The organism is Streptomyces sp. NPDC001002 (assembly GCF_053599215.1).
In genome coordinates, this window is record NZ_JBSFLV010000033.1 from 20,642 (window position 1) to 32,775 (window position 12,134).

Here is a 12,134-nt window from a genome sequence, read left to right on the forward strand (position 1 = left end):
ACAGCCCCCTATCTTGAGCGCATGACCAGGATCGCGCACCACACCACAGGTGACGCAAACCCTTTGCGCGCCCTCACCCTCGACCGCCTGCGATGTCGTACGAGCATGAAGTGGCGCACCTACCCGCCGGACGTCCTGCCCCTGTGGGTGGCCGAGATGGATGTGCCGCTGGCCGAACCCGTGCTGCGCGCGCTCACCGACGCCCTCGCGCTCGGCGACACCGGATACCCGGCCGGCACCGCCTACGCCGAGGCGCTGGCCGAGTTCGCCGAGAAGCGGTGGGGCTGGGACGGGTGCGCGGTGGAGCGCACCGCGATCGTGCCCGACGTGATGATGGGCATCGTTGAGATGTTGAGGCTGGTCACCGGGAACGGCGATCCGGTGGTGGTGAACCCGCCGGTGTATCCGCCGTTCTTCCAGTTCATCGAGCACATGGACCGACGCGTGGTCGAGGCACCGCTCGGCCCCGACCTGCGCATCGACCTCGACGTGCTGCAGGACGCCTTCCGGCAGGCGGTCGCGGGCGGCGGGCGGGCCGCCTATCTGCTGTGCAGCCCGCAGAACCCGACCGGCACGGTGCACACCGCCGACGAGCTGGCCGCGGTCGCCGCTCTCGCCGACCGCTACGGCGTGCGCGTGGTCGTCGACGAGATCCACGCCCCGCTGACCGCCTCGGGCGTGGACTTCGTGCCGTATCTGAGCGTGCCAGACGCCGAGTGCGGCCTGTCGCTCATGTCCGCCTCCAAGGGCTGGAACCTGGCAGGGCTGAAGGCCGCGCTCGCCGTGGCGGGCCCCGCGGCCGCGGCCGACCTCGCCCGACTGCCCGAAGAGGTCAGTCACGGGCCCAGCCACCTCGGCGCCATCGCCCACACCGCGGCCCTGCGGGACGGAACCGACTGGCTCGACGCGCTGTGCGCCGGGCTCGACGAGAACCGGCGGCTGCTCACCGACCTGCTCGCCGCACACCTCCCGGCCGTCAACTGCCGTCCGGGCGAGGCGACTTACCTCGCCTGGCTCGACTGCCGCGCACTCGGTCTCGGCGACGACCCTGCCGACGTCTTCCTGGAGCGGGGACGGGTGGCACTTAGCCCCGGTGCCCGCTTCGGCACCGGCGGGGCGGGTCACGTACGCCTGAATCTGGCGACCTCGCCGGAGGTGATCGAGGAGGGCGTACGGCGGATGGCGGCGGCGCTCGGCTGAGCGGCCGCCGGGGGTGTCATGCACACGCGACGTCGGCTGCCATCATGAGCACATGCGTGTGCTGATGCCGCTTCCCGACCGCGACTTCGACGTCACCGAGGTGGCCGTGCCCTGGCGGGTGCTCACCGACGCGGGGCACGAGGTCGTCTTCGCCACCGAACGCGCCGGCACCCGGCCCGCCGCCGACCCGCGCCTGCTGACCGGCGTGATCTTCGGGCAGCTCGGCGCGGCCGACGAACCCAAGCGGTTCTACGAACAGCTCACCCGGGCACCGGAGTTCAGCGACACGGTCGCCTGGGCCGACCTCGATGTGACGGCGTACGACGGGCTGTTGCTGCCCGGCGGGCACGCGCCCGGTATGCGGCAGTACCTCGGCTCGGCCGAACTGCGGCGCCAGGTCGGGCTGTTCTGGGCACTGGGCCGGCCCGTCGGCGCCATCTGCCACGGCGTCCTGGTGCTGGCCCGTACCGCGGATCCGGCCACGGGACGCGGTGTTCTGACGGACCGTCGGACGACCTGTCTGCCCAAGTACATGGAACGCGGCGCCTACTTGAGCACCGCCTGGCGGCTGGGCCGCTACTACCGCACCTACCCGGAGTACGTCGAGGACGAGGTGCGGGGCGCGCTCGGCGACCCGGGCGCGCAGTTCGAACGCGGTCCCCGGGAGCTGACGCGGCGCGGCACGGCGAGCGACGACACGCATGCCTTCGTCGTCGAGGACGGCACCTATCTGTCCGCGCGCTGGCCCGGCGACGCGTATCTCTTCGCCCGTCGCTACCTCGGACTCCTGGGTTCCACCGCCGGTGCATAGACTGCGCGCCATGGACGACTCCACGCTGGACCGGCTCGCCGCGGGCAAGTACCTGCTGGTCACCAGCTACCGCAAGAACGGCACCACGGTCGCCACCCCGGTCTGGGTGGTGCGCGACGGGGACACCCTCGGTGTGTGGACGGTGGCCGACTCCTGGAAGGTCAAGCGGATCCGGGCCCGGGGCGATGTCCTCGTCGGCCCCTGCGACGTACGCGGCAACCCGACCGGCGACTCGATCCCGGCCACCGCCGAGATCACCGACGCGGCCACCGTCGCCCACTACCGCAAGCTCCTGACCCGCAAGTACGGCATCATGGGCCGGCTCACGCTCCTCGGCAGCAGGCTGCGACGCGGGCTCGACGGGACCGTCGGCATCCGCGTGCGCCTGGTCGGCCCCGAGCCCGGCACCGCCGCCGAATGACGAACCGCGCGGCACTCCGGTTGCCGGCTTTCGGGGGAGTGCCGCGCGGCTCGTGTATCGGCGGGAGGATCGGCTACGACGCGTCGAGCACCGTGCCGTTGAGGATCGCGCCGCCCTCCTGCGGTTCCCCGTTGTCGTTCAGCTGCTGGAACCGGACGGACTCGGTCGGCTCCGTCACCTGGTCGGTGATCGTGGGCAGGGACACCTCCGCGCTCAGCTCACCCGCGGGCACGTAGCCGAACAGGGAGAGGTACTGCAGCGAGGACAGGGGACGCTCCGGATCGGGCTCCTCGCCCGTGTTCTCGGCGAGCCACTGCGGGTCCACGTCCTTCGTCGACAGCTCCGGGCCGTCGGTGACCGGCAGGATGCCGAACGACACCCCCAGGTCCACGTCGGCCGTCTCGGACAGCGTCATCTTCCAGCGCAGCGGCTGCCCCTCGGTCACCCGGTCGGCCACCGGCGTCACCGTGACCGTCGGCTGGGGATCGTCGTCCTCGACGAGGACACCCCCGCGATGGGCGCCGACGACCGCACCTCGTACGGCCTTCACGACCACGTCGTCCTGCGTGCCGTAGGAGAAGCGCGTGTTGCCCTCCACCTTCACCGACACGTTGATGTCGTTGCCGCCCGGGTGGACCGTCACCAGGCTTTCCTTCTCCCCGCCGGTGACCGGGTCGAGGACGTAGAGACGCACCTGGCCGGAACCGCGACCGGACACCTGCACCGGCACCTTGTAGGTGCGCACGCCCGAGTCGCCCTCCTTGACGGTCAATCGGCCGATGTCGACGCGGGGCAGCGCGGGTGCCGTGACCGCGGGAGTGCCGGTGCGCCAGCCCCAGGCGTCCATCAGCCAGGCCTGTCCTGAGCCTGAACGCGGCGTCAGGTCAAGGGACTTGATGTGCTTGAGGTCGAGACCGGCGCGGGTGGCGGCGGTCAGCGGGACGCGTACCTCGCGGGCCCAGTAGGAGCTGGTCCGTTCGGTGCCCGGCAGCCCGTCGACCTTGACGCCACCGAGCGTGGCGCGCTTGCCGTGGGTGTCGGTGAGGGCGACGTCGAGGCGGGTGCCGGTCGAGTTGGGCGGCACGATCACCCGCAGGGACAGGTCCTTGGCACCGTTGAGCGAGACCGGCGTGCCGGGGCGCACCTTCACGGCCGATCCGGCCGCGGACCACTTCAGCGCGACCGCGCGGCGGCCGACCTCATGCGTGGTGTCCCACTGGGCGAAGTGCGGCGAACTCCCGTTGGTGTCCGCACCCAGGCACGCCTTGGCGGGAGACGGGTCCACGACCGCGCACAGCTTGCCGCCGGTCACCGACATCTTGCCGTCCGGCAGGAAACCGCCGGCCCGCTTGGCGCCGACCGCGTGCGTGAGCACCCGCGCGGGGTCGGCCGACGGGGCCCGCTTGCCCGAGCCGTCGAGCAGCGGCCGTACCCGGTCGTCACCGGCGACGAACAGCCGGGCCGCCGCCGCGATGTAGGTGCTGCCCGCCTTGTGCTGCTGGTCGGCGGTCAGCCGGGTCGCGGTGCCCGGCGAGCAGACCGCGTCCCGCTGGTCCGGGTCCTCGTAGAAGTCGTCCCAGGCGGGCGCCTCGGCCTGTCCGGGCGTCCACTCCGAGTTGAAGAAGTTGTGGTCTGCGCCGACCACGTAGACCGCGCTGTGCAGAGCCGCGCCGCGGCTGACACTGCGGGTGCCGTCGACGTAGACCTCGCCCTGGAGGTCGGAGACATCGCCGTCGCAGCCCGGCAGGATCGTCGCCGAGGGCACGTCCGCGACCGGGTTCTGGCCGAAGATCGTCGGGCCGATGAGGACGGTGCCGCGGATGTGCCAGCGCACCCGGCCGTGGTAGCCGTCCTGTGCGGCCGGCGGCGGGTAGAGGCTGTCCATGGCCGCGCGGTTGACGCCCTCGCCGCCTCGCGAGTGGCCCACGAGCAGCACGCGCGAGAGGTCGGCCTTGGGCGCGTCGCGGACGACCGCGGGCGCCGAGGCCGGGTTGGCGGCCCAGTCGGCCCAGCGGGCGAGGTGCTGGCGCACCAGCGAGGAGCGGGCCTGGGCGCCGCCGTCCTCGGCCGCCCAGTCCTGCCCGTTGATGCCGTTCGCGGAGATCGACACGGTCACGTAGCCCTGGGAGGCGAGGAGTTGCTGGTCGCGCAGGTAACCCCGGTAGCTGGGGATCGGCTTGGTGCCCTGCGGGCAGGGCCAGTCGCCCTCGATGTCCTCACCGGCGTAGCAGGTGGGGTGCCGGCCGTGCAGGAACAGGGCGAGCGGACGCTTGCCGGTGGCGCCCTTCGGCGCGACCACCACGGCCTGCATCTCGACCGGTTCGGGGAAGCCGGGGAGCTTGACCGGGTCGAGGTCGTACTCGCCGGTGCTCGTGCGGTAGGAGCCCGGCTTGCCCGGGTCCACGGAGTTCGCCGGGAGCGGGGCGGGCGGCGTGGCCGCAGCGGACCGCTTGCCGCTCGGGGTCTCGACGCGTCCTGCCGCGTTCAACTCCCGCCCACCGGACCTCACCTGAAGGTCCGTCAAATCAGCTTTTGGATCGGCCTGTTGGAGATCGAGACGGAAAGTGCGCCCGTCCTTCCCAGGCGCGGGGTGGCCGAGCAGTCGGTCCCCCGCGTAGAAGTCGACGCGGGCGTCTCCCATCGGTACCGGCTTGGTGGAACGCCACACCAGTTGCCGGTCGTCACCCCCGCCGGCGATCCGCCAGCCCGGCGGCAGTCCGCCGTCACTGTCGGCCGCCGTCGTGATCGGTCTGGCGTCGGACGGCGGAGCCGCCTGCGCCAAGCCTGGCGATCCCCCCGCCACCGCGAGCACCGTCGCGGCGGTCACCCATATTCGCCGGGCACGGATCAAGGTTGCCCTCCTCAAGTTCTCAGCTCAGGCGCCCCGTTGGTCAGCGGAGGCCTCTCGCGTACCGGAGGACGGGCGAGGGCGCCTGTGGGTTGCCTGTGATCAGGAATTCGGCCGAAGGGCATGGGTGCCCGGAATCCGCGAAGGGCATCGGAAGCCGACGGGCATGGGTGCCCGGAGTCCGGGAAGGGCACTGGGAATGAGCCGAACCCCGTTGCGTGCCGCCGTCGTCGGCACCGGCCACCGTGCCCAGACCTTCACCCGAGGCCTCGCCGACCGCCCCGGCCACCGCGTGGCCGCCCTGTGCGACCCGAACCCGACCCGGATGGCCTTCCACAACCGCCTGCTGACCGACGCCGGCGAACCCGCCGCCACCGAGTGGAACCCCGACCGCTTCGCCGACCTGCTGACGGAGGAGGGCATCGACGAGGTCGTCGTCACCACCGTCGACGCGGCCCACGACCGCTACATCGTCCCGGCCCTGAAGGCCGGTTGCCGTGTGGTCACCGAGAAGCCGATGACCGTCGACGCCGACCGCTGCGCCCGCATCCTCGACACGGTCCGCGCCACCGGCAACTCCCTCACCGTCGCCTTCAACTACCGTTTCAACCCGGTGCACGAACGGGTGCGGGCGCTGCTCGCCGACGGCGCGATCGGCGAGGTCCTGTCCGTCCACTTCGAGTGGCTTCTCGACGTGCGCCATGGCGCGGACTACTTCCGTCGCTGGCACCGCGAGAAGCGGCACAGCGGCGGACTGATGGTGCACAAGTCGAGCCACCACTTCGACCTGGTCAACTGGTGGCTCGCCGACGAGCCTTCGGACGTCTTCGGCTACGGACGGCTCGGCTTCTACGGCCCCGAAGCGGGCGCCCGCCACGGACTGCGCCGGGACTACGACCGCGCCCACGGCGCCGCCCCCGCCGCCGACGACCCCTTCGCGCTGGACCTCGCCGACAACGACACCCTGCGTGCCCTCTATCTCGACGCCGAGGGTGACGACGGATACCTCCGGGACCGCAACGTCTTCGGCGGCCCCGTCACCATCGAGGACGACATGGCGCTCCTGGTCCGCTACACGCGGGGCGCGACGATGACGTACCACCTCACGGCCTACTCCCCGTGGGAGGGCTACCGGGTCATGTTCAACGGCAGTGCGGGGCGGCTGGAGTTGGAGGTCGAGGAGAGCGGCTGGACGCGGCCCCGGACGCGGGTCGCGTCGGACAGCGGGGCCCTGCACGGGGACACGGCGGCCGAGCACGCGGGCGGCGCGCGTCTCACGCTGCGTCCGCTGTGGCAGGCCCCGGTCGACATCCCACTGGATGCCTCGCACGAGGCCCACGGCGGGGGAGACCCGCGGATGCTCGACGCGCTCTTCGGTCCCGTGGACGTAGGGCGTCTGCCGCAGGCCGAGGGGGTCGCGCATCCGACGGCCACCGAGCGCGACGGTGCCCTCGCGCTGGCCGTGGGGCTCGCGGCGAACCGGTGCTTCGAGACCGGACGGCCGGTGGCGGTACGGGAGTTGGTGCCGGGGGTGTGGGAGCGGTGAGGGGGATCTAGGTGTTCCCGGCCGGCCACTCCCGCCTTACGTGACGGGCCGTCAGGTCCAGGCGCGGTAGGGCTCGTCGACGAGCTGGAAGACCGGCTCGCCGCGCACCGGGTCCTTCGCCGTGGACAGTCGCACCCGGTCGCCGCTGTGGATGCCGATCGGCGGGCCCATGACCCGGCCGCGCACAACGAACCCCTCGGCCATCTCGACGAGCGACACATTGCGCGCGGCCGGGGTGTTGCGGTGCACGATCGTGGAGTGGCGGACCGTGCCGGTGCCCTCGCTGCGTTCCGTCCTGAGGTCGCTGCCCTGGCAGACCGGGCACAGCAGCCGGTGGTACATGGCCGTCCCGCACCAGGTGCAGCGCTGGAAGAGGACGGCGTCCGAGGCCGGCGCCGCCGCGGGATCGAGTAGGCCCGCCGAGGAGCCGGCTGTCTGACGAACGACGCTCGCTGAGTGGTGGTACACGCTGGTCAACCCCCTGCGCTCGGCCGGAATCCGACGTGCGCGGTTCGCGGTGCGACCGTGCACGGATTCAGCGTATGGCACTGAGTGTCAGCGGTAAAGGCACTCGGTTCCCTCAATAATTTCGGGTTCCCGCAATGAGGTTCCCGAGGTTCCCTCAATGAAGTTCCCTCGATGAATTCGGGCGGGCGCCGGTCAGTCCCGGTCGAGCGCCGTCTCGATCTCCCGCACGACCCGCCACAGCGGAGCCCCGCGCCGGGAGACGACGACCACCACGTCCTCCGGCTGCTCCCCGACGGGCCGGACGGGCGGAGCACCGACGCCGAACGCGGACTGGACGTACCCCAGCGCGTGGTCCACCGTGGCGCTCGCGTCCCCCTGTCCGTCCGAACGCAGCCAGGAGCGCAGGGCGTTGTTGTGTGCCGCCACCACGGCGGCCGCGATCACGTCGGCCTGCAGTGTCCCGTCGGGCCGGCCGGCGAAACGCGCGCGCAGGTACTCGGCGAGGGCCCGCTCGTAGCGCCACACCACGGACAGCTCGTAGGCCCGCAGCCCCGGCACCTTCTTGGTGAGGCGGTAGCGCTGCACGGAGAAGGTCGGGTTCTCGGCGTACATCTTCAGCACCAGCCGGGCCGCGTCGCACACCCGCCGCACCGGCTCGTCCTCGTCCGCGCTGTCGGCGAGATACGTCGTCATGTCCGCGAGACAGCCCTCGTGGTCGGGGAAGACCACGTCCTCCTTGGAGGGGAAGTACCGGAAGAACGAGCGCCGTCCGACGCCCGCGAGCGCCACGATGTCGTCGACCGTCGTCTGCTCGTAGCCGCGTTCCAGGAACAGTTGGAAGGCCGCCGCGACCAGGGCGTCCCGCATGGGCGGTCGTACGCCCGGCCGCGCCTTCTCACCGCGACCCGTCGCCGCACCGCTGGAGCTCATGGACGGGAACGTAACACCCGGGCGGCGTCGATGGCACTCAGTGCGCCCCTTTCGGGGAACTGAGTGCTTCACCCCTGCCCGGGCGTCCGCGTGCCCCTCGCATAGCCTCCCTGCATGCCTTCCCTCAGATCCCGTCTCCTGTACGTCAGTGACCTGGCGTACCCGGCGCGCGGGCGCCGATACTGCGACGAGGACATATTCCTGACCTCGCGCCTGCGCGAGGACTTCGACGTCGCGCTGTGCCACCCGCGGGACGCCGCCGCGCTGATGGACGCCTTCGACGGCGTCGTCGTCCGCAACAGCGGTCCGGTCCTCGGCTACCAGGCGGAGTACGACGCCTTCCGCGCGAAGGCGGCCGCGAGCGGGACGCGGGTCTACAACCAGCTCACGGGCCGCGCCGACATGGCAGGCAAGCAGTACCTGCTCGACCTGAGCGCCGCCGGCCGCCCGGTCATCCCCACTGTCGACCGCGTGGCGGACCTGCACCGGCTGCCCGAGACGGCCGAGTACGTGGTCAAGCCCAAGTTCGGCGCCGACTCGGTCGGCCTGTCGATCGTGCCCGCCGACCGCCTGCCCCCGCTGGTGGACGGCACCGTCCTGGTCCAGCCGCGCATCGACTTCGTCTATGAGGTCTCCTTCTACTTCGTCGACCACGGCTTCCAGTACGCCCTCAACGCCCCGCACACCGACCGGCGCTGGGACCTGGAACCGTACGAACCCACCGGCGAGGACCTGGAGTTCGCCCGTGGCTTCATCGACTGGAACACCGTCGAGCACGGCATCCAGCGGGTCGACGCCTGCCGCGCCCCGGGTGGCGAGCTGCTGCTGGTCGAGTTGGAGGACCTCAACCCGTACCTGTCCCTGGACGTCCTCGACGAGGCACGCCGGGACAGCTTCGTGGCGGCCTTCAAGGAGTCCCTTCGCGGGTTCCTCGGTCGCTGAACTCCCGGGGCGGGCGGTGCGTATCACTCCCCGAGGGACGGCGGAGGTCCCTGTCAGGGACGGAAGGAGTGCGCTGTGCCGACACCGCCCGGATCCGGGTCACCGGACGACCGCCCACCGCTGGAGCCCGTGCGCGTACTGCGCCCGCGCCGCACCGACGCGCTGGCGCAGTTACTGAAGGACATACGCCAGGACAAGGACTACCGCGACCGTGAGGCCGTGGCCGTACGGGACCCGTACGCGTGGACCGACGAGGAGACGGAGGAACTCCCGCCCGTTGCCGACGAGTTCACGACCGGAACAGCCGCAAGACCAGCTGCCAGGCCGGCCGCACGATCCGCCGCCAGGCCGGCCGCCGTGCCCCCACGCCCGCCGCGTGCCGTCGGTCGCCTCGGCTTCGGCCCGGGACACCGTCGTGCCGCCGTGGTGATCGGGGTCGGCGCGGCTGCCGTCGTCGGCTTCGGCTGCGCCCTTCTGCTCCCCGGCCGCACCGACGCCGCGACGGCGGCGCCACCGGCGACCGCGTCCGCCGACCCGACCCCGGCCGCCTCGGACCCGGGCACGGGCGACCCCGACGGCGCGGGCACCCTCCGCGAGGGTGACAGCGGCGCCGCGGTGACCGACCTCCAGCAGCGCCTGCTGCGCATCCCGGACGTCTACAAGGACGGCTCCACCAACGGCAGTTACGACACCACCCTCACCGAGGCGGTGGCCCGCTTCCAGCTCTGGTACGGCATCCGGGGCGACGAGACCGGCGTCTACGGCAACGACACCCGCCAGGCCCTCGAATCGCGGACGGCGGCCGGAACCGGCTGACCTGGCCGGGGTGTTGTCCCGCACGGTCTCGAACGCCGGGCAACGGGTGGGGAAAAGGCAGGTGGACGGGTATCGCGTGCCCGGCACCATGGGCTCATGGCCGGCGTGCGAGACGCCCGGCCCGTCCCGAGCCGAAGGCACCACCCATGAACGGCACTCGCATCCCGGGCCTGATCCTGCCCATGGTCTTCCTGCTGGCCCTCGTCGTGGGCCTGTTCTGGTACTGGCGGCACCGGGGCGACGAGTGAACGACGGGCCGCGCTCCGGAGGTTGGTGCCCCGCAGGCCGGCGCGCCCGACGTCAGCGTGCCGATTCGACCAGCGCCTGAGTGACCGCCCGCACGCTGCGCGCGATGTGCTGGAGCTGCATCACCTCCGCCGCGTACAGCTTGATCGTGTGCTCGATGACCGACTCGGGCAGGCCCAGGGCGGGCAGGTCCGCGCGGGCGGTCTGCAGGGCGGTGCGCGCGACCCGGATCTCGTGCTGGACCTGGATCTGCGCGTGCCGGGCGAGCAGCACGGGGTGGCGGATCAGCGCCGGGTAGCTGGCGTACCGCGCCGGCACCAGCTCGCGCAGCCACTTGGTCGCCGAGCGCTCCCAGTCGTAGCTGCCGGGCGACTTGACCTGGCACGGCCAGTCCGGGCTGACGCGGGTGGTCGTCATCTGCATGGTCATCGCTCCAGGATGTGCGGCGTCGTGGAGGGTGGTCCGACGGTGACGGGCGGCCCCGGTCTAGGGGATGACCGGGGCCGCCACGGGTCCTCGCACGGGCGAGGCCCTACCGAACACCCCGGGCGCCGACGCGGGTAGGAGACGGCGGCCCCGGGTGCTCGTACAGGAGCCCGCGAGGGCAGGCGGTGCCGGCGCGACGAGAGGAGCGGCGTGCGCATGGGCGGACCGTCGGCTTTCTGCGGGCGGATGGGGCGGCGGGGACGGGGGCGCGGACGTGTTCCGGAGTGAGCCGGAGCGCGATCCGTGAGCAGTATTTATATATGCCGTCCGCTTTGCAAGGCGCATGAAAACATTCATGCGTGATATATGGCGGATGATCCGTCCGTGCCACGAAATGACCGAAGTGGCCGACATGGCCGCGGGGTACACCCCCGGCGATAGCGGGACCCTCTGAGTTCAGTCCCTGAGGAAGAACTGGTGCTGGTCGGAGATCTGCTCGTACTCCTCCAGGCGCGCCTGGGTGCGCTCGGGGTCCGCGTCGGTCATGGCCTGCAGCAGCGCGGCGGCCATCACACCGGGTGCGGCATAGGAGTCGAAGACCAGGCGGGAGCCGGTCGCGGTGGCGAAGGTGACGTCGGCCTCGTCGGCCACCGGACCGAGCGCCAGGTCCGTGACGAGGGCGACCAGCAGCCCGGCGCTGCGCGCGACCCGGACCGCCGTGAGGGTCTCGTGGGCGTGCCGGGGCATCGAGAACGCCAGCACCCAGGTGCCGCCCGCCTCGCGCGACTGCAGCAGCGCGTCGTACGCGACGCTGCCACCCCGCGTCACCAGCCGCACGTCCGGGTGGATACGGCGCGCGGCGTAGGCGAAATACTCGGCGAGCGAGGCCGAGATGCGCAGCCCGAGGATGGTCAGCGGGGTCGACTCCGACAGCTTGCGGCCCATCTCGATGAGCTGGTCGGGGTCGGCGAAGTCGCGCCGCAGGTTCTCCAGGTTCTCGATCTCGGCGTCGACCGCCGACTGGAGTTCGTTGCTGCCGTTCTCCTCGGTCGCCGCGGGCCCGCCGGCCAGCGTGCCGAGCGCGATGGACTGGAGCTTCTCGCGCAGCGCCGGGTAGCCGCTGAAGCCCACGGCCGCGGCGAAGCGCGTCACGGAGGGCTGGCTCACGCCGACACGTTCGGCGAGGTCGGTGATGGAGAGGAACGCGGCCTCGGTGATGTGCTCGATCAGGTACTGGGCGATGCGGCGCTGGCCCGGGGAGAGCCGGGGCCGGTCGAAGAGGGTCCTGAGCTGGGAGGCCGGGGCGGCCTCGACCTCCGGTGCGGTCTTGCCCGAGGTGATGGCGGATGCCTGTGCGCGTGCCTGCTGCGGCGATGGCACCGGTGCGCCTCCTTTGTCTCCCACAGTGCCTCAACATAGCTCACACGCTGTCACCACAGGGGTTTGTGAGAGGGCATATGCCGTACGGAGAACGGATGCT

The 12,134-nt window shown here is 71.8% G+C and carries 11 protein-coding genes; 6 read left to right on the forward strand and 5 right to left on the reverse strand.

What is annotated here, in order from left to right:
• Positions 1–21: 21 nt before the first annotated feature.
• The 3 genes from ACWDR3_RS17285 to ACWDR3_RS17295 are packed head-to-tail and all read left to right on the forward strand — an operon-like array spanning position 22 to position 2,432.
• The gene (locus ACWDR3_RS17285; protein ID WP_450353329.1) at positions 22–1,200 is read left to right on the forward strand and encodes a MalY/PatB family protein; all 1,179 of its coding nucleotides are present in this window, start codon (positions 22–24) and stop codon (positions 1,198–1,200) included.
• Positions 1,201–1,252: 52 nt separating this feature from the next.
• Positions 1,253–2,011 (forward strand): type 1 glutamine amidotransferase domain-containing protein, encoded by a 759-nt coding sequence (locus tag ACWDR3_RS17290; protein ID WP_450353330.1) that lies wholly within the window; start codon positions 1,253–1,255, stop codon positions 2,009–2,011.
• Positions 2,012–2,021: 10 nt separating this feature from the next.
• Complete coding sequence (locus tag ACWDR3_RS17295; RefSeq protein ID WP_450353331.1) at positions 2,022–2,432, forward strand: PPOX class F420-dependent oxidoreductase; 411 nt, start codon at positions 2,022–2,024, stop codon at positions 2,430–2,432.
• Positions 2,433–2,505: 73 nt separating this feature from the next.
• Here the strand turns inward: ACWDR3_RS17295 and ACWDR3_RS17300 are convergent, their stop codons facing one another.
• A complete protein-coding gene (locus ACWDR3_RS17300) occupies positions 2,506–5,283 on the reverse strand; it encodes an alpha/beta hydrolase family protein (protein WP_450353332.1) in 2,778 nt (925 codons plus the stop codon).
• Positions 5,284–5,479: 196 nt separating this feature from the next.
• Here ACWDR3_RS17300 and ACWDR3_RS17305 point away from each other — a divergent pair, with 196 nt between their 5' ends.
• Positions 5,480–6,826 (forward strand): Gfo/Idh/MocA family protein, encoded by a 1,347-nt coding sequence (locus ACWDR3_RS17305; RefSeq protein ID WP_450353333.1) that lies wholly within the window; start codon positions 5,480–5,482, stop codon positions 6,824–6,826.
• Between the two features lie 51 nt (positions 6,827–6,877).
• On the opposite strand, the gene ACWDR3_RS17310 is transcribed toward ACWDR3_RS17305, so the two are convergent.
• Positions 6,878–7,294 (reverse strand): Zn-ribbon domain-containing OB-fold protein, encoded by a 417-nt coding sequence (locus ACWDR3_RS17310; protein WP_450353375.1) that lies wholly within the window; start codon positions 7,292–7,294, stop codon positions 6,878–6,880.
• A 192-nt stretch (positions 7,295–7,486) separates the two neighbouring features.
• Positions 7,487–8,224, reverse strand: a complete 738-nt coding sequence (locus ACWDR3_RS17315; RefSeq protein WP_450353334.1) for a TetR family transcriptional regulator — start codon at positions 8,222–8,224, stop codon at positions 7,487–7,489.
• Positions 8,225–8,338: 114 nt separating this feature from the next.
• Here ACWDR3_RS17315 and ACWDR3_RS17320 point away from each other — a divergent pair, with 114 nt between their 5' ends.
• Both ACWDR3_RS17320 and ACWDR3_RS17325 read left to right on the forward strand, forming a co-directional pair.
• Entirely contained in the window at positions 8,339–9,166 is an 828-nt protein-coding gene (locus tag ACWDR3_RS17320) for a hypothetical protein (protein WP_450353335.1), read from the forward strand.
• Positions 9,167–9,241: 75 nt separating this feature from the next.
• Positions 9,242–9,982: a peptidoglycan-binding domain-containing protein gene (locus ACWDR3_RS17325; RefSeq protein ID WP_450353336.1), complete on the forward strand. Its 741-nt coding sequence runs from the start codon at positions 9,242–9,244 to the stop codon at positions 9,980–9,982.
• A gap of 300 nt (positions 9,983–10,282) precedes the next feature.
• Here ACWDR3_RS17325 and ACWDR3_RS17330 read toward each other — a convergent pair whose 3' ends face one another.
• Both ACWDR3_RS17330 and ACWDR3_RS17335 read right to left on the reverse strand, forming a co-directional pair.
• Complete coding sequence (locus ACWDR3_RS17330) at positions 10,283–10,651, reverse strand: hypothetical protein (protein WP_450353376.1); 369 nt, start codon at positions 10,649–10,651, stop codon at positions 10,283–10,285.
• Between the two features lie 459 nt (positions 10,652–11,110).
• Positions 11,111–12,034, reverse strand: a complete 924-nt coding sequence (locus ACWDR3_RS17335) for a MurR/RpiR family transcriptional regulator (protein ID WP_185145949.1) — start codon at positions 12,032–12,034, stop codon at positions 11,111–11,113.
• Positions 12,035–12,134: the final 100 nt, after the last annotated feature.

What these genes read in the sequence shown, in the direction of transcription:
- ACWDR3_RS17315 (WP_450353334.1), bottom strand. Translation starts at nt 8,224, where the DNA reads ATGAGCTCCAGCGGTGCGGCGACGGGTCGCGGTGAGAAGGCGCGGCCG.
- ACWDR3_RS17285 (WP_450353329.1), top strand. Translation starts at nt 22, where the DNA reads ATGACCAGGATCGCGCACCACACCACAGGTGACGCAAACCCTTTGCGC.
- ACWDR3_RS17295 (WP_450353331.1), top strand. Translation starts at nt 2,022, where the DNA reads ATGGACGACTCCACGCTGGACCGGCTCGCCGCGGGCAAGTACCTGCTG.
- ACWDR3_RS17305 (WP_450353333.1), top strand. Translation starts at nt 5,480, where the DNA reads ATGAGCCGAACCCCGTTGCGTGCCGCCGTCGTCGGCACCGGCCACCGT.
- ACWDR3_RS17320 (WP_450353335.1), top strand. Translation starts at nt 8,339, where the DNA reads ATGCCTTCCCTCAGATCCCGTCTCCTGTACGTCAGTGACCTGGCGTAC.
- ACWDR3_RS17330 (WP_450353376.1), bottom strand. Translation starts at nt 10,651, where the DNA reads ATGCAGATGACGACCACCCGCGTCAGCCCGGACTGGCCGTGCCAGGTC.
- ACWDR3_RS17290 (WP_450353330.1), top strand. Translation starts at nt 1,253, where the DNA reads ATGCGTGTGCTGATGCCGCTTCCCGACCGCGACTTCGACGTCACCGAG.